Genomic DNA, 18274 nt, shown 5'->3' with positions numbered 1-18274 from the left:
GGCGGGCTCCTTAGCGGTCGGGGGTCACAGGTCCGGGACGGGGATGTCGAGGTTGGGGTAGGTGAGGCCGCCGTCGACCTCCAGCGTCTTGCCGGTCAGGAAGCTCCCCGCCGGAGACGCCAAATAGACTGCGGCGGCGGCGATGTCGACGGGATCACCGAGTCGGCGCATGGGCGTGGCCTTCTCCATCGGCGCGCGCAGCTCGTCGTTGGACGCGACGACGTCCAGCGCGGAGGTGAGGATCGATCCCGGTGCGATCGCATTGACCCGGATGCGTGGGCACAGGTCCAGGGCGGTCAGCCGGGTGTAGTGGGACAACGCGGCCTTGGCGGTGCCGTAGGCGGCGAAGCCGCGCCCGGCGAGCCGGCCCATGGTCGAGGTGATATTGATGACGCTGCCGCCGCCGGAGTGCTCGAGCATGAGGGGTACCGCCGCGACGGTCAGCGCGTGGGCGGTGGCGACGTTGAAGGTGAATGCGTCCTTGAGGTCCTTGGTCGAGGTGGTCAGCAGCGTGTTGGGCATGGTGCCGCCGACGTTGTTGACGACGATGTCTAGTTTCCCGAAGGCCTCGACGGCCTGCCCGGCCAGCTGCGCGGTCACCTCGGGGTGGGCCAGGTCGGCGGCGACGATGTGTGCCCGACGCCCGGCCGCACGAACCTGTGCGGCGACGCCTTCTAGTTGCGATTCCGTTCGCGAGGCGATCAGGACATCCGCACCGGCCTCGGCGAAAGCCAGGGCGATAGCCGCCCCGAGGCCGCGGCCGGCGCCGGTGATGACGGCGACTTTGTCGTCGAGACGAAATCTGTCAAGGATCATTGCGGCCTCTCTTCGCCCAAGTTGTCAGCCGACACGGTAGCAAGCCTCGCCGTCTCGGATGCGGCATTTCTGGAACAGGTTCTACTTTTGCATATCGACGGCGCGATGTAACGCCCCGCGCCCGCTTCCGGGCCCGTTGGAACGGGTCAACCTCGCCGCGTTCGCGTCCACTGCGAGAACATAAGGCCGGCGCTAGCCTTATTGCTGACCGTTTGTCGGCGCGCGGCGGCTATTGAATGGTGGCGTTCATGTTTGACCTATCCCGATGGGGATCGTATTGGGGCTGAATCGATTCGGCGCCGCGCTAAGTGTCCTGGCCGTCGTCGCCCTGGCGTTGCCGGGTTGCGGAAGCAATGACAACGGGGCGGGGCCGGGCACGCCGCCGGGCAAGGTGAGCTGCGGCGGGACGAAGACGCTGAAGGCCAGCGGGTCGACCGCCCAGGCCAACGCGATGACCCGCTTCATCAAGGCGTTCGAGCAGGCCTGCCCCGGCCAGACGCTGAACTACACGCCCAACGGGTCCGGAGCGGGTATTGGCGAATTCACCGGAAAACAAACGGATTTCGCCGGCTCGGACTCACCGTTGGCTCCCATCGAACACTTCGCGGCGCGGCAGCGCTGTGGTTCGCCGGCGTGGAATTTGCCGGTGGTGTTCGGGCCTATCGCGATCACCTACAACGTCACGGGTGTGACTTCGCTGAATCTGGACGGTCCGACGACCGCGAAAGTGTTCAAGGGTGCCATCACGTCCTGGAACGATCCGGCGATTGCGGCGCTGAACCCCGGCGTCGCGTTGCCCGCCGAGCCGATTCGGGTGATCTTCCGCAACGACCAGTCCGGTACGACGGACAATTTCCAGAAGTACCTGGACTCGGCCGCCAACGGTGCCTGGGACAAGGGCATCGGGAAGACGTTCAATGGCGGTGTCGGTGAGGGGGCCAAGGGCAACGACGGCACGTCGGCGGCGGTCAAGGCCACCGAGGGATCCATCGCCTATAACGAATGGTCGTTTGCCCAGGCGCAGAAACTGGGCATGGCCAAGATCGTCACATCGGCCGGCCCGGATGCCGTGGCGATCAGCGCCGCCTCGGTCGGCAAGACGATCGCCGGTGCCGACTTCGTCGAGGAGGGCAACGACTTGGTCGTCGACACCTTCTCCTTCTACAAGCCGACCCAACCCGGCTCGTATCCGATCGTGCTCGCCACGTATGAGATCGTCTGCTCGAAGTATCCGGATCCCCAGGTCGCCGGCGCCGTGAAGGCGTTTCTGCAGAGCACCGTCGGTGCGGGGCAGAACGGCCTGTCGGACAACGGCTACATTCCCGTTCCGGAATCCTTGAAGGCCCGGTTGTCGGCGGCGATCGACGCCATTTCGTGAGCCTCCCGGCAGCCGCGCGCGGCCGTCCGCAAGCCGTCCTGGCCAGCGACAATCGGCCGGCAGCAATTTGCCCAACGTTAACCTTCTTGCTGTTAGCTTCGTTGCTGCGAGAGACGCTGGTCGCCGCGCAGCGGCTGGAAGAACGTCGGCAATCATGTTTCATCCCTACCGTTAGGAAGTGACTTGAAACTCAACCGATTCGGTGTCGCGATGAGCGTCGTGACCGCTGGTGCGCTGGCGTTGTCGGGGTGCGGAAGTGACAACAACGCCGGTGGCGGAAGCGCCACGAGCGGTTCGTCGTCGGGCAAGGTCGCCTGTGGCGGAAAGAAGACCTTGAAGGCCAGCGGGTCGACCGCCCAGGCCAACGCGATGACGCGCTTCGTCAACGCCTTCGAGCAAGCCTGCTCCGGTCAGACGTTGAATTACACCGCCAATGGCTCGGGCGCGGGAATCAGTGAATTCAACGGCAACCAAACCGATTTCGGCGGATCGGACTCGCCGCTTGCTGCCAAGGAGTACGCGGCGGCGCAGCAGCGTTGCGGCTCACCGGCATGGAACCTGCCCGTGGTGTTCGGCCCGATCGCCATCACCTACAACGTCAAGGGCCTGACTTCGCTGAGCCTCGACGGCCCGACGGCGGCGAAAATATTCAACGGCGCCATCACGACGTGGAATGACCCGGCCATTGCGGCGCTCAACTCGGGTGTGACTTTGCCCGCCGAGCCGATTCACGTCGTGTTCCGCAACGACGAATCCGGCACCACGGACAACTTCCAGAAGTACCTCGACGCGGCCTCCAACGGTGCGTGGGGCAAGGGCGCCGGCAAGACGTTCAAGGGCGGCGTCGGTGAGGGGGCCAAGGGCAACGACGGCACGTCGGCGGCGATCAAGGCCACCGAGGGATCCATCACCTATAACGAATGGTCGTTCGCTCAGGCGCAGAAACTGGACATGGCCAAGGTCGTCACGTCCGCCGGTCCCGACGCGGTCGCGATCAGCTCCGACTCGGTCGGCAAGACGATTTCCGGGGCCAAGATCAGCGGGCAGGGCAACGACCTGGTGCTCGACACGCTCTCCTTCTACAAGCCGACCCAGCCCGGGTCGTACCCCATCGTGCTGGCGACGTATGAGATCGTTTGCTCGAAGTATCCCGATTCGCAGGTCGGCACTGCGGTGAAGGCGTTCCTGCAAAGTACGATCGGTGCGGGGCAGAGTGGCCTCGCCGACAATGGGTACATCCCCATCCCGGATTCGTTCAAGTCCAGACTGTCGGCTTCGATCAACGCCATCACGTGATTTGAGGTGGTCGTGACCCGAGGAGCGGTAGCCAGCCCGTCGACTCCGAAAAAACCCGAGCTCAAGGCGCTGGGCGCGCCGTCAGCTCGGCGGGGCGACCGGCTGTTCAAGCTGACGGCTGCCGCTGCCGGGTCGACGATCGTGGTCGCGATCCTGCTGATCGCGGTGTTCCTGCTGATCCGTGCCGTTCCGTCGTTGCGGGTCAACCACGCGAACTTCTTCACCAGCGCCCAGTTCAGCACCACGGACGCGGGGAAGCTGGCGTTCGGCATTCGTGACCTGTTGATGGTTACGGTGCTCAGTTCGCTCACCGCGCTGGTGGTGGCCGTGCCGGTCGCGGTCGGGATCGCGGTCTTCCTCACCCAATACGCGCCCAAGCGGCTGGCCCGCCCGTTCGGGGCGATCGTCGACCTGCTCGCCGCGGTGCCCTCGATCATCTTCGGGTTGTGGGGCATCTTCGTGCTGGCGCCCCGGATCGAGCCGGTCGCGGCCTTCCTGAATCGCAACCTCGGCTGGTTGTTCCTGTTCAAGCAGGGCAACGTCTCGCTGGCCGGTGGCGGCACCATCTTCACCGCGGGCATCGTGCTCTCGGCGATGATCCTGCCGATCATCACGTCGGTCTCCCGGGAAGTGTTCCGGCAGACCCCGCACATCCAGATGGAAGCGGCGCAAGCGCTGGGTGCCACCAAATGGGAGGTGGTGCGGATGACCGTGCTGCCGTTCGGCCGCAGCGGCGTTATCGCGGCGTCCATGTTGGGGTTGGGCCGGGCGCTCGGCGAGACGGTGGCGGTCCTGATCATCTTGCGTTCCGCCGCGCGCCCGGGCAATTGGTCGCTGTTCGACGGCGGCTACACGTTCGCCTCGAAGATCGCCTCCGCGGCAGCAGAATTCAGTGAACCGTTGCCCACCGGGGCCTACATCGCCGCGGGATTCGCGTTGTTCGTCTTGACGTTCGTCGTCAACGCGCTCGCGCGTGCCATCGCCGGCGGGAAGGTCAACGGATGACGGCCAGCGTGTTCGACCGGCCGGTCAAAACCCAGGCGTTCCGGCCCGTCAGCGTCCGGCGCCGGCTCACGAACAGCGCGGCGACCGTATTCTTCGTCGCCTCGTTCCTCATCGCGCTGGTGCCGCTGGTCTGGGTGCTGTCGGTCGTGGTGGCCCGGGGTTGGTACGCGGTCACCCGAACGGGTTGGTGGACCCACTCGCTGCACGGGATTTTGCCGGAGCAGGTTGCCGGCGGCATCTATCACGCGCTGTACGGGACGGTCGTGCAGGCCGGCGTCGCCGCCCTGTTGTCCGTGCCGCTGGGCCTGATGACCGCCGTCTTCCTGGTGGAATACGGCACCGGCCGGCTGGTGCGGCTGACGACGTTCATGGTCGACGTGCTCGCCGGGGTGCCCTCAATCGTGGCCGCGCTGTTCATCTTCAGCCTCTGGATCGCCACCCTGGGATTCCAGCAGAGCTCGTTCGCCGTGTCGCTGGCGCTGGTCTTGTTGATGCTGCCGGTGGTGGTGCGGTCCGCCGAGGAAATGCTCAGGCTGGTGCCCGACGATCTGCGCGAAGCCAGCTACGCGCTCGGGGTTCCCAAGTGGAAGACCATCATGCGGATCGTGTTCCCGATCGCGATGCCCGGCATCGTCTCCGGCGTCTTGCTGTCCGTCGCTCGGGTCGTCGGCGAAACCGCCCCGGTGCTGGTGCTGGTCGGCTACAGCCGGTCGATCAACCTCGACATCTTCCACGGCAACATGGCCTCGCTCCCGCTGCTGATCTACACCGAACTCACCAATCCCGAGCGCGCCGGTTTCCTGCGCATCTGGGGCGCGGCGCTGAGCCTGATCATCATCGTCGCCGTGATCAACCTGATCGCGGCGGCGACCCGGTTCCTGGCGAGCCGCCGGCGCTGACCACGCGGCGGTTCCGCGTCAGGATTTCGATGCGGCCTTCTTGGCCGGTGCCTTTTTCGCCGGTGCCTTTTTCGCGGTGGTCTTCTTGGCGGCCGTTTTCTTGGCCGGCGCCTTCTTCGCGGGAGCCTTCCCGTTACCGGAGCGCGCCTTCACGCTGGCTTCCAGCCTGGCCAGCAGGTCGGAGACGTCCTCGGTCTCGTCGAGTTCCTTCGGTTGCTCCTCGGTGGTAAAGGCTTCGCCGCCTTCGAGTTTCGCGTCGATGAGCTCCTGCAGCTGCTCCTGGTAGGTGTCGTGGTAGCGGTCCGGATTGAAGTCTTCGGCCATCGACTCCACTACCTGACCGGCCATCTTGAGCTCCGCCGGCTTGATCTCGACTTCCTTGTCCAGCACCGGGAAGTCGGGGTCGCGGATTTCGTCGGGCCACAGCAGGGTGTGCACCATCATCACGTCGCGCTTGCCGAAGTCCTTGACCCGCAACGCCGCCAGCCGCGTCTTGTTGCGCAGCGTAAAGTGCACGATCGCCATCCGATCGGTCTCGGCGAGCGTCTTTGCCAGCAACACATAGGATTTCGACGACTTGGAATCCGGCTCCAGAAAGTAGCTGCGGTCGAACAGCATGGGGTCGACCTCTTCGGCGGGCACGAACTCCAGTACCTCGATCTCGCGGCTGCGTTCTTCGGGCAGGGTGGAGATGTCGTCGTCGGTGATGATGACCATTTGCCCGTCATCGGATTCGAACGCCCGGGCGATGTCGCGGTATTCGACGACCTCGCCGTCCACCTCGCACACGCGTTGATATCGGATGCGGCCGTTGTCCTTGGCGTGCACCTGATGGAACTTGATGTCGTGGTCCTGGGTGGCGCTGTACACCTTGACCGGGACGTTGACCAGCCCGAACGCGATCGAGCCCTTCCAGATGGAGCGCATGTAAGTCAGTATGCCCATACTGTTCGCCGGCTAACAGGACGCGGGGCCGTTGCGCCGCAGCTCGTGACCGCATCGAGGCCTGCCGAGAAGCTACGGCCGGTTTGCCCGGGCCCGCAGGTCGGCGCGATAGGGGAGGGCTGCCCCGGCGCGGCCCACGGTCACGGACGACGAAAGGCTGGCCGCCTCGAGCGCTTCCGCGAGGACATTGATCGGGATGTTGCGCAGGGCGGCCCGGCGGTCGGCGCCCAACAAGTTCATTCCCCAGAGCGCATCGAGGAGCCCGACCGCGAAGGCGTCACCGGCGCCGACGGTGTCCACCACCCGCACCGGCCTGGCGGCCGCGCGCGCCTCGCCGGCCGAGCACAGGGCCAGCGAGCCACGGGCGCCCATCGTCACCGCCACGATCGCCGGTCCCGACGCCAGCCAGCTTCGAGCGGTCTGCTCCGGTTCGTGATCGGGGTCGATCCAGCGCAGGTCCTCGTCGCTGACCTTGACGACGTCGCTGAGCTCCACCAGACGCGCGATGCGGGCTCGCGCCGAGGCCGGGTCGTCGATCAGCGACGGCCGGACGTTCGGGTCGAAGGTGACCGTGGCCGAGACGCGGTAGGTGTCGATCAGCGCCGCGACCGCAAGGCAGCCCGGCTCCCGCACGGCGGCGATGGATCCGGTATGGACGAACAGTGGTGGCGGAACTTCTGGTGTGCCGGAGAGCCGCCAGTCCAGATCGAACGCGTAGTCCGCCGACCCGTCCTCGGCGAGGGTAGCTACCGCGGTCGGTGTCCGGATAGCCGCAATGCTACCCGGGACTAGCTGTGCACCAGCAGCTTTCACGTAGTCCACAATGCGCCGGCCATATGGGTCGTCGGCGATGTGGGTCAGGAAGTCGACGTCGCGGCACAGCCGGGCGAGTCCGACGGCCACGTTGAGCGGACTGCCACCGACATGCTCGTCGCCGTCGACGATGTCGATCAGTGACTCACCGATCACCAGCCCGCGGGTCATCGCACCAAAGCCTCCAACGTCGCCCGAGCTCCCTTGCTGTGCAACGAATCCAGCGCCCAGCAATACGCCTCGACGAACCGCGGTTGGTGGGCCAGATCGCAGAACACGGCGGTCACCTCAATGAACGCGGTCGGATTCTGGTGTTGCGACCGGGCGATCGGGATGAGCGAATCCGCGAGCTGGTCCACCACCTCGTACGGCTTACCCCATTCGTCGGTGCCCTCGGCGTAGCGGGCCCAGCTGGCCGCCGCCGCGGCCGCCAGTTGAACCGGTCCGTCGGTGGCCAGGTTGTCGCAGATGACGGGAAACAGCCATTTCGGGATGCGGTCCGACGAGTAGGCGCAGAGGCGCGCGATGGTGTCGCGCACGGCGGGGTTGGCGAACCGCTCGACCAGCGTGCGGCCGTACTCGTGCAGGTCGATTCCCGGCACCGGCGGCAGGGTGGGGATGGCCTCGGTGTCGAAGTAAGAGAGCAGGAATTCGGCGAAGAGGGGATCGCGCGCCGCCTCGTGGACGAACTGGAAGCCGCACAGATGGGCGAAGTAGGCCAGGCACTGATGCCCCGCGTTGAGCAGCCGCAGCTTCATCAGCTCGTATGGGCGCACGTCGTCGACCATCAACACCCCCGCTTGTTCAAGCGGTGGCCGACCATCGGCGAAGTCGTCTTCGATCACCCAGGCGGTGAAGGGTTCGGCAACCACCGGCCACCGGTCGTCGACGCCGAAGTCTCGCCGTACTTCCGCGGCCATCTCCAAAGTCGTTGCCGGAGTAATGCGGTCAACCATCGAACTAGGGAACCGAGCGTGTTCGGCCACCCACTCGGCCAGCGCGGGATCTCTGCGTTCGGCACTGGCGAGCACGGTACGCCTGGCGACTTCACCGTTGTTCTCGATGTTGTCGCAAGAGACCACGGTCGGCGCGGGGACTCCTCGATCGCGCCGCCTGGCGAGCGCCTCGGTGATCAACGCGAACGCCGGCCCATCGGGGTCGCGATACCCGCCTTCGGTGATGGTCAGCGAGATGATCCGGGTCGATGCCGCGACGAGCACCTCTAACGCCGATTCCGGATCGTCCGGGGCATAGCGGTAGTCAACGATCGACCCGATGACTTGGGCATCCCGGCTGCCGTTGGGATTCTCCAAGATCAACGTGTACAGGCCGTCCTGACCGTTGAGGACATCGCGCATCGTCCAGTCGGCGGGCATCACCCCGACGCCGCAGATGCCCCAGTCGTGTGCCAGGCCCTGCTGCATCAGCAGGTTGAGGTACGCAGCCTGATGCGCCCGGTGGAAATGACCGGCGCCGATATGCGCAATACCGACGGTCACGCTGCCGCGGTCATAGTTCGGCGCGTCGATCGGCAGTTCGGAAAGCGACGCATTATTCAGGTTGATCGCGCGAGCCACCATTGGCCAACTCCTCACCGGGCCACAGACCGGATCGTTACCGGGCTCGCAGCCACTCTCGACGATATGACGGCCCGAGGGCCGAGGCCCGGTCGGCGGACCAGTCCCGGACCAGGTGATGTCCTACGCGGGGGGAGGACCTCCGGCCGGCACAGCCGACAACAGCAGGACATCGGCAAGCGCACGCCACGAATCGGTTATTGCGACTGCGCCGGCATCGATCAATTCCGTTCGGCGGCAATCCCGTTCGTCGGGTAACACGAACATCAGGTTGCCCACGGTGGCGAAGCCGGCCGCGACCGCGGAACTCACGCCGGCCACGGAGTCCTCGATGGCCAGCCCCTGTTCCGCTGCGACACCCATGACCTCACCGGAGTGCAGATACACCGCCGGGTCGGGTTTGCTTGTCGGCACTGGAAGCGAGTCCTCCGCACTGAAAGTCACGGCCTCCGGTATCAGCGAGTCGATGCCGGTGGCGGCGAAGCAGGCGCGCAGACGCTTGGTGGCGCTGGAGCTGACGGCCGCCAGCGCGTAGTGCGGTGCGAGGTCTCGCAGCGGTTGCAGCACATGCGGGTCGGGGGTCAGGGTGACCGCCAGATGCGCGGTGACCCGTTCGCGCTCTTCGCGCACCCACTGCTCGAGTTCGTCGGCGGACAACGCGTTGCCGCTCGCCAAGTCGCCGGCTGAGGCGACCAGTGCCCCAGGCAGGCCGTCGGCCAACGTGGGGTCGAGTGGCAGTTGGCACTGGACCGCCAGGCCCAGAGCCATGGCGCGGAAGTTCTTCCCGACGGCCCGCTTACGCAACTCCTCCGAGTCGAGCGGAGCGGTCACCCCGAACCTGGCCAGGAAGCGATTCATTACCTCGGTCGACGCTTCGAACGCCGGCCGCTCCGAAGCGAACAGGTTGTCATCGGCGTCACATAGCAAAGTCGTGATCGGCGCCGGGTCGAACGTGCGCACAATGGTCAGCCCATCGGTCATCGTGCCACCAACTCTCGTTCGTCGTTGCGCATCGCGTCACGCAGCGTGGGCACCACGCCGCGCGTGTCGATCTGCGCAATCATCTCGCCGAGGCGCTCCGCAAAGCCGGGAACTGCGCGCAGCTCGGCGAACATCGCATGCCGCAGCAGCGGATCTGGGTTGTTGCCCGCCATGTTGGCCAACTTAGCCACCGGTATCGCCTGCGAGTCGTCCAGGCGCAGCTTGCGGCCCTTCAGGTCGTGGCCGCGCATATACCTGGCCCATCCGGCAACGGCCAACATCAGCAGCGTGTGCGGTCGACCCTGCGCGATCGCCTCCTGCAGGGAGGGCAGCACAAACGAGGTGATTTTGCTCGTTCCCCGCCGGGCCAGCCGCGACAATTGGTCGCTCATGCGGGGATTGCCCAGCCGATCGAGCAAGGTGGCCCGGTATTCGGGGGTGTTCATTCCGGGGATTGCGGGCAGCAGCGGTTGAATCTCGTCGCGCAGCAGCTTCTCGACGTAATCGAAGATGACGCGGTCGCGCATCGCTTCGTCGGTGCGCTGGTAGCCGGCCAGCGTGGCCAGGCACGCGAGCGCGATGTGGGTACCGTTGAGAAGACGTGTCTTGATCAGCTTGTGGTCGCTGACATCGGCAACGAATTCGGCGCCGACCTCCTCGAGCGGCGGCCGCCCGTTGCTGAACGAATCCTCGATCACCCATTGGCGATACGGCTCGGTCACGACCGGACACCTGTCGGCGACGCCGAACGTCTGCTCGACGAATTTGCGCTCCGAGTTCGAGGTTTGCGGGGTGATGCGATCGACCATGGTCGACGGGAACGCGACATGCTTTTCGATCCAGCGGGCAAGCCCCGGATCCTTGCACGCGGCGAACGACACCAGCGCGGTTCTCGCCGGCCGGGTGTCGCCCGGAATGTTGTCGCAGCAGAGCACGGTGAATGGCGCGAAGCCCGCGCGGCGGCGCCGATCGAGAGCTTCTGCCAGATATCCCCACGCGGTGGCGTAGCCATCGGACGCGACCAGGTCGGCGCGCACGTCGGGGTGGTTCGCGTCGAACTCGTCGGTGACTGGATTCAGGAAGTATCCGTTGTCGGTGATGGTCAGGCTGACGATTCGGGTTTGGGGATCGGCCAGGGCGGCACGGACCGCGGCGCCGTCATGCGGTGCGTAATGGACGGAGCCGATCGATCCGACCACGCGGGCGGTCTGGCCGTCATGGCCGCGCTGCACGACGGTGTAGAGCCCGTCCTGTGCGGACAGCAAGTCTTTGGCACCCGGGGAGTGCAGGCTGACGCCGGTAACACCCCAACGATGCGAAATGCCCGAGCGGGCAAGGTCGTCGAAGTAAACGGCCTGATGTGCGCGGTGGAAGTTGCCCGCACCGATGTGAACGACACCGCGTTGCAGGGCCGACCTCTCGTAAGTGGGTATTGCGATTCGCTGAGAATGCAGTTGCAGGGTGGCATTGCTGAGGGGGACGCCGCCTTCTGGACGCCGGGACATTATGCGCATCGGTACTCCGTGCCCGGGCTGCCCGCGGGTCTAACGCCTTCGTAATCGACGTCACACAAATTTACGTTTGAGACATAATCCGTGGTGGGAAGCCATGATCGCTGCTCAAACGCGTAAGTTGACACCATGGCACCGCGGGTGAAGCTCACCAACGCCGACAAGGTGCTCTACCCCGCCACCGGCACCACCAAGCGGGACGTCTTCGACTACTACACCCGGATCGCCGAGGTGATGATCCCGCACATCGCGGGGCGCCCGGCCACCCGCAAACGCTGGCCCAATGGCGTCGAACAGGATTCGTTCTTCGAGAAGCAACTGGCCTCGTCGGCGCCGGACTGGCTGCCGCGCGCGAGCGTCACGCACCGGTCCGGAACCACGACGTATCCGATCATCGACAGCCCCGAAGGGCTGGCCTGGATCGCGCAACAAGCGGCGCTGGAAGTACACGTGCCGCAATGGCGGTTCGTCGCCGAGTGGACCCGAAGCAAAGCGGAAGAGCTCAAGCCCGGTCCCGCCACCCGATTGGTGTTCGACCTCGACCCCGGTGAAGGCGTGACCATGGCCCAGCTCGCCGAGGTGGCCCATGCCGTGCGCGATCTCATCGGCGGAATCGGGCTGACCCTGTTTCCGCTCACCAGCGGCAGCAAAGGCCTGCACCTCTACGCACCGCTGGCGGAGCCGGTGAGCAGCAAGGGGGCGACGGTGTTGGCGAAACGGGTTGCCCAGCAACTGGAAAAGTCGATGCCGAAGCTGGTCACGTCGACCATGACCCGGAGCCTGCGCGCGGGAAAGGTGTTTTTGGACTGGAGCCAGAACAACGGGGCGAAGACGACCATCGCGCCGTATTCGTTGCGCGGGCGCGAACATCCGACGGTGGCGGCGCCGCGCACTTGGGAGGAACTCGCCGCTCCGGGGTCGCTGCGTCAATTGCGCTACGACGAGGTGCTGGACCGGGTGGCGCGCGACGGCGATCTGCTGGCGGCGCTGGACAACGACGTCGCCGTCTCGGACCGGTTGACCAAGTACCGCAGCATGCGGGACGCGTCGAAAACTCCGGAGCCGGTCCCCCGGACGAAACCGACCACGGGCCAGGGCAATTCCTTCGTCATCCAGGAACACCATGCCCGTCGGCTGCACTACGACTTCCGGCTGGAGCGCGACGGCGTGCTGGTGTCGTGGGCGGTGCCGAAGAACCTGCCCGAAACCACCTCGGTGAACCACCTGGCGGTGCACACCGAGGATCATCCGCTGGAGTACGGCAGCTTCGAGGGCAACATCCCCAAGGGGGAGTACGGGGCCGGCAAGGTGATCATCTGGGACTCCGGGACTTATGAGACGGAGAAGTTTAATGACTCCGCCGAAAAGGGTGAGGTCATCGTCAATCTGCATGGCAGCAAGGTTTCCGGCCGCTATGCGCTGATCCAGACCAACGGTGACCAGTGGCTGGCGCACCGGATGAAAGACCAGAAGGTCTTCGACTTCGACGGGATAGCGCCCATGCTCGCCACCCACGGCTCGGTGTCGGCGCGCAAGGCGAGCCAGTGGGCCTTCGAAGGCAAGTGGGACGGCTACCGGCTGCTGGTCGAAATCGACCACGGCGCCCTGCGGGTGAGGTCGCGGCGCGGACGCGAGGTCACCAACGAATACCCTCAATTAGGTTCGCTAGCAGCAGATCTCGCCGATCATCACGTGGTGCTCGACGGCGAGGCCGTCGTCTTGGACGCCGCAGGAGTGCCGAGCTTTCACGCGATGCAGAACCGCGGACGCGGCAGCCGAGTGGAATTCTGGGCATTCGATGTGCTGTATCTCGACGGCCGTTCCCTGCTGAGGGCCCGCTACCAGGACCGCCGAAAGTTGTTGGAAACGCTCGCGAGCGGCAGCGACCTCATCGTCCCGGAGTTGTTGCCGGGCGATGGGAAACAGGCGCTGGAGCACTCTGCCAAGCACGGCTGGGAGGGCGTGGTCGCCAAGAAGCGCGACTCCACCTATCAGCCGGGTCGACGCTCGGCGTCCTGGATCAAGGACAAGCATTGGAACACCCAGGAAGTCGTCATCGGCGGCTGGAAGGCGGGAGAGGGCGGCCGCAGCAGCGGCATCGGCTCGCTGCTGATGGGCATTCCGACCGACGGCGGACTGCACTTCGCCGGACGGGTCGGCACCGGGTTCACCGAACGTGACCTGGCGAACCTGAAGAAGACCCTGGCGCCGCTGCACACCGACCGATCCCCCTTCACCCCACCGCTTCCCCGCGGCGAGGCCAGGGGCGTGACCTACGTCGAGGCGGTGCTGGTGGGGGAGGTGCGCTACAGCGAGTGGACCCCCGATGACCGGCTACGCCAATCGAGCTGGCGCGGCCTGCGACCGGATAAGGAACCGAGTGAGGTGGTGCGCGAATGAAATGGGTGACCTACCTGGACGCCGACGGTGAACGCACCGGGGTGCTCTCCGGTGACGCCATCCACGCGATGCCCGCCGGCGTGACGCTGCTCGGCCTGATCGGCCGTGGCGCCGACGGGTTGCGCGCGGCCGGCGAGGAGGCGCTGCGCGCACCGGCGGCCACCGTGCCCCTGGCCGCGGTGCGGCTCTTGCCACCGATCCCGCGGCCGCCGTCCATCCGGGACTCGCTGTGCTTTCTGGACCACATGCGCAACTGCCAGGCCGCGCTGGGCGCCGGGCGAACGCTCGCCGACAGTTGGTACCGGATACCGGCGTTTTATTTCGCCTGCCCAGCAACGGTTCTGGGACCCTACGACGACGCCCCCACCGCGCCCGGGAGTGCTTGGCAGGACTTCGAACTGGAGATCGCCGCGGTCATCGGAACGGGTGGGCGGGACCTCTCGGTCGAGGAAGCCGAACGCGCCATCATCGGCTACACCATCTTCAACGACTGGTCCGCGCGTGACCTGCAGCAAATGGAAAGCCAACTCGGCATTGGGCAGGGCAAGGGCAAAGACAGCGGCGTCACCCTGGGCCCATACTTGGTGACGCCCGACGAGCTCGAGCCCTACCGGCGGGACGGCAGGCTCGACCTGCGGGTTACCGCCCTGGTCAACGACACCGTGATCGGGTCCGGATCGACCGCCCAAATGGATTGGACCTTCGGCGAAGTCATCTCCTACGCGTCGCGCGGCGTGTCGCTCGTCCCCGGCGACGTCATCGGCTCCGGCACCGTGCCGACCTGCACGCTGGTCGAGCACCTGAACCCGACGGCGCTGGACTCGTTCCCCGGCTGGCTGCACGACGGCGACGTCGTCACCCTCCAGGTTCAGGGGCTCGGCGAGACCCGGCAAACCGTGCGCGCCAGCGGCGCACCGCATCCCCTGGCGGCTCGGCCCAATCCGGACGCGGCGCCCGCCCCGCGGCGGGTGAACCGGGCGCCCGCGAAGGTGCCCTACACGCGCGGCCTGCACCAGGTCGCCGACCGGGTGTGGGCGTGGACGCTGCCGGACGGGGGCTATGGGTGGAGCAACGCCGGGCTGGTCGCCGGCGAGGGGGCGTCCCTGCTCGTCGACACCCTGTTCGACCTGGCGCTGACGCGCGAAATGCTCACCGCGATGCGGGATATCACCTCGTCGGCACCTATCACCGACGCCCTGATCACCCACTCGAACGGGGACCACACCCACGGCAACCAGCTGCTCGACGCCTCGGTGCGGATCATCGCCGCGCAGGGCACCGCCGAGGAGATCGCGCACGGGATGGCGCCCGAAATGCTGGCGATGGCGCAGACCGCGAACCTCGGGCCGGTTGCCACCCCCTACACGCGAGACCGATTCGGGCACTTCGACTTCAGCGGCATTACGGTGCGCAACGCGGATCGGACGTTCGACCGTGAGCTGACCATCGAGGTGGGTGGGCGGCGCGTCGAACTGCTGAACCTGGGGCCCGCGCACACCGCCGCGGATTCGGTGGTCCATGTGCCCGACGCGGGGGTCCTCTTCGGTGGCGACCTGTTGTTCATCGGCTGCACCCCGATCGTGTGGGCCGGCCCGATCGCCAACTGGATCGCCGCGTGCGACGCGATGATCGCGCTCGACGCGCCGACAGTGGTGCCAGGCCATGGCCCGGTCAGCGACCCGGACGGAATCCGCGGTGTCCGTGGGTATCTCGCGCACGTCTCCGAACAAGCTGAGGCCGCCTACCGCCGGGGGCAGTCGTGGTCCGAAGCGGCGGACACCATCGACCTCGGTGAGTATGCGACCTGGCTGGACGCGGAGCGGGTGGTCGTCAACGTCTACCAGCGCTACCGCGAACTCGACCCCGACACCCCGCAGCTGGAGGTCATGGCCCTGCTGGTGATGCAGGCCGAGTGGCTGGCCAAGCGGGGCTAAAGCCGCACGGCCCGCACGAATTTGATCGTGGTGGCCGGAACCCGCTGCGCGGCCTGTCCCAACTCCGGTAACCCGGCGGCGGAGAACAGATCGGTGAGCCGGGATTCGGTGATGTCCCAACCGTTCTCGTGAAGATGCGCGGCGACGTCGGTGTGCTCGCCCGGGTAGGACAGCTTGCCGAGGTCCATGTCGAGCCCCCACCGTCGCCAGCCTTCGTTCATGACCCGGGCCTGTTCCTGGGCCTCCGGCGAAGTTCCGGTCACCGTTCCGTAGTCGGCGGCGAACCTGCTGCCCTCGGCGGACAGCGGGATGATGGAGTCCAGCAGCCGAACCTCGGCCTCGGGGGGCAGCCATCCGATGAGCACCCCCTCGGCGAGCCAGGCCGTGGGATGGGCCGGATCGAAACCGGCCTCCTGCAGCGCCGCCGGCCAGTCGTCACGCAGATCGATCCCCACCTCGCGAAGCTTCGCGGTGGGCGCCGCCCCGATCTCGGACATCGTCGCCGCCTTGAACGCGATCACCTCGGGCTGATCGATCTCGTACACCGTCGTGCCGATCGGCCAGCGCAGCCGGTAGGCGCGGGAATCCAGTCCCGAAGCCACGATCACCACCTGCAGCAGCCCCGCCTGGCCGGCCGCCGCGAAATAGTCATCGAAGTACCGGGCGCGGGCGGCGAAAGTGTCGACCATCCGGTGGAACCCGACGCTCCGCTCGAGCTCGTCGGAATCCAGTTCGCCGCTGGCCAGCTTGCTGAACACGTCCAACCCGACGGCACGTACCAGCGGTTCGGCGAAGTCGTCGGTGATGACCGGCTGCGGACGCTTGCTCGCGGCGGCCCTGGCCGCGGCGACCATAGTGGCCGTCGCTCCCACGCTGTTGGCCAGGTCCCAGCTGTCACCTTCGGTTCGTGCCATGGTTTCTCCTTCGATGTGGCGGCCAAACCACGGTATGCCCCGTCGGTGAATAGCGCGTCGCTTACGGTTTCTCGTATGCCCGCAGTGGAATTGGAAAACCTCGAAGGCGACATCGCCCGCATCGTCTTGAACCGCCCGGAGCGCCTGAACGCCATCGACGGATCGCTGATCGATGGCGTGGAGCGTGCCTTGGACGCCCTCAGCGGCGGCGAGTTCAGGGCCGCGATCCTGACCGGCGCCGGACGCGGATTCTGCGCCGGGGCCGACTTGAGCGGCACCGGGGAGCCGTGGACCAGCCCAAGGCCCTCGACCCCGCCGTTCAAGGTCAACTACGACTCCCAGGTCCGCCTGGCCGAACTGTTCACCCGGATCTACGAGCTGCCCATCCCGGTGATCGCCGCCGTCAACGGCGTCGCCGTCGGGGGAGGGCTGGCGTTCGCACTGGTCTCCGACATCCGTGTCGCTTCCGACCAGGCCCGGTTCTCCTCGGCGTTCATCAAGGCGGGCTTCTCGTCGATGGACATGGGCACCAGCTATCTGCTGCCGAAGATCGTCGGCGCGGGAGTGGCTCGCGAACTCATGCTGACCGGCCGCATCATCGACGCGGCCGAGGCCTACCGCATCAAGCTGGTGCACGAGGTGGTTGCCCCCGACCAGCTGATGACGGCCGCGCTGAAGGTCGCCCGGTCGATCGCGGAGAACAACGCCTACGGCGTGTGGCAGACCAAGATCGGGCTCAACGCGGCACTGGACGCGCCTAGCTTGCGGCATGCCATCGAGATCGAGAACCGCACCCAGATCCTCAGCGGTTTCACCAACAACCCGGCCGAGGCGGCCAAGGCGCACCGGGAGAAGCGGGCTCCGAAGTGGGATCCGCTGTGACCGTTGGCTAGACCTTCGCGATGACGTTCTCGGCGAACATCTCGAGGTTGCGGATCTTGTTCTCCAGCGGCTCGGTGTCGTTGCCCTTGATGTAGGGGATGCGGAATCCGACGATGGCGTCGGTGACGCCCTTGTCTTCGAGCCGTTTGATGCCATCCACGGTGTACGCGTCGGCCGAGATGACGTGGATCTGGAACGGCCCGGTCTTGCCGGCTTCTTCGCGGTATCGCTTGAGCTTGGCAATGAGACCGTCGAGTTCTTCCGGGTCACCGCCGCCGTGCATCCAGCCGTCCAGCCGGGCCGCGCGCCGCAGCGCGGCGTCGGCATGCCCGCCGATCAGCACCGGTATGGGCTCGGTGGGGGCCGGCGTCATCTTGGTCTTCGGGATGTCGTAGAACTCGCCGTGGAATTCGAAGTAGTCGCCGCTGGTAAGCCCCTGAATGATTTCGATGCATTCGTCCATGCGCTTGCCGCGCTTGGCGAACGGGACGCCCAGCAGTTCGTAGTCCTCCGGCCATGGGCTGGTGCCGACACCGAAGCCCACCCGGTTGTTGGTCAGCGCGGCCAACGATCCGATCTGCTTGGCCACCAGCGCCGGCGGCCGGATGGGCAGCTTGAGGACGAAGAAGTTGAAGTGCAGCTTCGTCGTCACCGCCCCCAATGCCGCTGTCAGCACAAAGGTTTCGATGAACTCCTTGCCGTCCAAAAACTCGCGATCGCCGTCGGGGGTGTACGGGTACTTCGAGTCGGATTCGAAGGGGTAGGCGATGCTGTCGGCGATCGTCATGGCGTGGTACCCGGCAGCCTCGGCCGCCTGGGCCAGCGGGATGTAATACCTGTGGTCGGTCATCGCCTCCGCGTAGGTGAACCGCACGTCATCTGCCTTCCTGGAAACGGGTCGTCACACGAGATTAGAACGTGTT

General features: G+C 66.3%; 15 protein-coding genes. 7 read left to right on the top strand and 8 right to left on the bottom strand.

Going from position 1 to position 18274, the window contains the following annotated elements; translation table 11 throughout:
- Positions 1-24: 24 nt before the first annotated feature.
- Positions 25-816 carry an SDR family oxidoreductase gene (locus tag A5750_RS21085; RefSeq protein WP_066957535.1) on the bottom strand — a complete coding sequence of 264 codons (792 nt, stop codon included), beginning with the start codon at positions 814-816 and terminating at the stop codon, positions 25-27.
- A gap of 277 nt (positions 817-1093) precedes the next feature.
- Here A5750_RS21085 and pstS (A5750_RS21080) point away from each other — a divergent pair, with 277 nt between their 5' ends.
- The 4 genes from pstS (A5750_RS21080) to pstA all read left to right on the top strand — a co-directional run bounded on the left by pstS (A5750_RS21080) (position 1094) and on the right by pstA (position 5394).
- Complete coding sequence (gene pstS / locus A5750_RS21080) at positions 1094-2194, top strand: phosphate ABC transporter substrate-binding protein PstS (RefSeq protein ID WP_067265559.1); 1101 nt, start codon at positions 1094-1096, stop codon at positions 2192-2194.
- A gap of 183 nt (positions 2195-2377) precedes the next feature.
- The gene (gene pstS / locus A5750_RS21075; RefSeq protein ID WP_066957533.1) at positions 2378-3490 is read left to right on the top strand and encodes a phosphate ABC transporter substrate-binding protein PstS; all 1113 of its coding nucleotides are present in this window, start codon (positions 2378-2380) and stop codon (positions 3488-3490) included.
- A 6-nt stretch (positions 3491-3496) separates the two neighbouring features.
- Entirely contained in the window at positions 3497-4495 is a 999-nt protein-coding gene (pstC, locus tag A5750_RS21070) for a phosphate ABC transporter permease subunit PstC (RefSeq protein WP_066957531.1), read from the top strand.
- Complete coding sequence (pstA, locus tag A5750_RS21065; RefSeq protein ID WP_066957530.1) at positions 4492-5394, top strand: phosphate ABC transporter permease PstA; 903 nt, start codon at positions 4492-4494, stop codon at positions 5392-5394. The genes pstC and pstA overlap by 4 nt, the downstream gene beginning before the upstream one ends.
- 18 nt (positions 5395-5412) lie before the next feature.
- Here the strand turns inward: pstA and A5750_RS21060 are convergent, their stop codons facing one another.
- The 5 genes from A5750_RS21060 to A5750_RS21040 all read right to left on the bottom strand — a co-directional run bounded on the left by A5750_RS21060 (position 5413) and on the right by A5750_RS21040 (position 11215).
- A complete protein-coding gene (locus tag A5750_RS21060) occupies positions 5413-6321 on the bottom strand; it encodes a Ku protein (RefSeq protein ID WP_066957527.1) in 909 nt (302 codons plus the stop codon).
- Positions 6322-6411: 90 nt separating this feature from the next.
- Complete coding sequence (locus A5750_RS21055) at positions 6412-7323, bottom strand: carbohydrate kinase (protein WP_067265451.1); 912 nt, start codon at positions 7321-7323, stop codon at positions 6412-6414.
- Positions 7320-8732 carry a mannitol dehydrogenase family protein gene (locus A5750_RS21050; protein ID WP_066957523.1) on the bottom strand — a complete coding sequence of 471 codons (1413 nt, stop codon included), beginning with the start codon at positions 8730-8732 and terminating at the stop codon, positions 7320-7322. Before A5750_RS21050 ends, A5750_RS21055 begins: the two co-directional genes overlap by 4 nt.
- A gap of 120 nt (positions 8733-8852) precedes the next feature.
- Entirely contained in the window at positions 8853-9710 is an 858-nt protein-coding gene (locus A5750_RS21045; protein WP_066957521.1) for an HAD family phosphatase, read from the bottom strand.
- Entirely contained in the window at positions 9707-11215 is a 1509-nt protein-coding gene (locus A5750_RS21040) for a mannitol dehydrogenase family protein (RefSeq protein ID WP_197505489.1), read from the bottom strand. Before A5750_RS21040 ends, A5750_RS21045 begins: the two co-directional genes overlap by 4 nt.
- Positions 11216-11350: 135 nt before the next feature.
- On the opposite strand from A5750_RS21040, the gene A5750_RS21035 reads away from it, so the two are divergent.
- Both A5750_RS21035 and A5750_RS21030 read left to right on the top strand, forming a co-directional pair.
- Positions 11351-13621 (top strand): ATP-dependent DNA ligase, encoded by a 2271-nt coding sequence (locus A5750_RS21035; RefSeq protein WP_067265448.1) that lies wholly within the window; start codon positions 11351-11353, stop codon positions 13619-13621.
- Positions 13618-15555 (top strand): fumarylacetoacetate hydrolase family protein, encoded by a 1938-nt coding sequence (locus tag A5750_RS21030; RefSeq protein WP_066957514.1) that lies wholly within the window; start codon positions 13618-13620, stop codon positions 15553-15555. The genes A5750_RS21035 and A5750_RS21030 overlap by 4 nt, the downstream gene beginning before the upstream one ends.
- Here the strand turns inward: A5750_RS21030 and A5750_RS21025 are convergent.
- Positions 15552-16469 carry an SAM-dependent methyltransferase gene (locus A5750_RS21025; RefSeq protein ID WP_066957512.1) on the bottom strand — a complete coding sequence of 306 codons (918 nt, stop codon included), beginning with the start codon at positions 16467-16469 and terminating at the stop codon, positions 15552-15554. The two genes, A5750_RS21030 and A5750_RS21025, sit on opposite strands and share 4 nt — an antisense overlap.
- Before the next feature lie 75 nt (positions 16470-16544).
- Between A5750_RS21025 and A5750_RS21020 the strand changes: the two genes are divergently transcribed.
- Positions 16545-17351: an enoyl-CoA hydratase/isomerase family protein gene (locus A5750_RS21020; protein WP_066957510.1), complete on the top strand. Its 807-nt coding sequence runs from the start codon at positions 16545-16547 to the stop codon at positions 17349-17351.
- Between the two features lie 7 nt (positions 17352-17358).
- Here A5750_RS21020 and A5750_RS21015 read toward each other — a convergent pair whose 3' ends face one another.
- Complete coding sequence (locus A5750_RS21015) at positions 17359-18225, bottom strand: LLM class flavin-dependent oxidoreductase (protein ID WP_067265444.1); 867 nt, start codon at positions 18223-18225, stop codon at positions 17359-17361.
- Between the last annotated feature and the right edge of the window lie 49 nt (positions 18226-18274).

It is taken from the genome of Mycobacterium sp. 852002-51613_SCH5001154 (assembly GCF_001667425.1).
Taxonomy (GTDB): domain Bacteria; phylum Actinomycetota; class Actinomycetes; order Mycobacteriales; family Mycobacteriaceae; genus Mycobacterium.
Note: the sequence above shows the minus strand (reverse complement) of the source record. Positions and strands in the feature narration are given on the sequence as shown.

What these genes read in the sequence shown, in the direction of transcription:
- A5750_RS21030 (WP_066957514.1), top strand. Translation starts at nt 13,618, where the DNA reads ATGAAATGGGTGACCTACCTGGACGCCGACGGTGAACGCACCGGGGTG.
- A5750_RS21055 (WP_067265451.1), bottom strand. Translation starts at nt 7,323, where the DNA reads ATGACCCGCGGGCTGGTGATCGGTGAGTCACTGATCGACATCGTCGAC.
- A5750_RS21045 (WP_066957521.1), bottom strand. Translation starts at nt 9,710, where the DNA reads ATGACCGATGGGCTGACCATTGTGCGCACGTTCGACCCGGCGCCGATC.
- A5750_RS21025 (WP_066957512.1), bottom strand. Translation starts at nt 16,469, where the DNA reads ATGGCACGAACCGAAGGTGACAGCTGGGACCTGGCCAACAGCGTGGGA.
- A5750_RS21035 (WP_067265448.1), top strand. Translation starts at nt 11,351, where the DNA reads ATGGCACCGCGGGTGAAGCTCACCAACGCCGACAAGGTGCTCTACCCC.
- A5750_RS21050 (WP_066957523.1), bottom strand. Translation starts at nt 8,732, where the DNA reads ATGGTGGCTCGCGCGATCAACCTGAATAATGCGTCGCTTTCCGAACTG.
- A5750_RS21085 (WP_066957535.1), bottom strand. Translation starts at nt 816, where the DNA reads ATGATCCTTGACAGATTTCGTCTCGACGACAAAGTCGCCGTCATCACC.
- pstA (WP_066957530.1), top strand. Translation starts at nt 4,492, where the DNA reads ATGACGGCCAGCGTGTTCGACCGGCCGGTCAAAACCCAGGCGTTCCGG.
- A5750_RS21040 (WP_197505489.1), bottom strand. Translation starts at nt 11,215, where the DNA reads ATGTCCCGGCGTCCAGAAGGCGGCGTCCCCCTCAGCAATGCCACCCTG.
- A5750_RS21060 (WP_066957527.1), bottom strand. Translation starts at nt 6,321, where the DNA reads ATGCGCTCCATCTGGAAGGGCTCGATCGCGTTCGGGCTGGTCAACGTC.
- A5750_RS21020 (WP_066957510.1), top strand. Translation starts at nt 16,545, where the DNA reads ATGCCCGCAGTGGAATTGGAAAACCTCGAAGGCGACATCGCCCGCATC.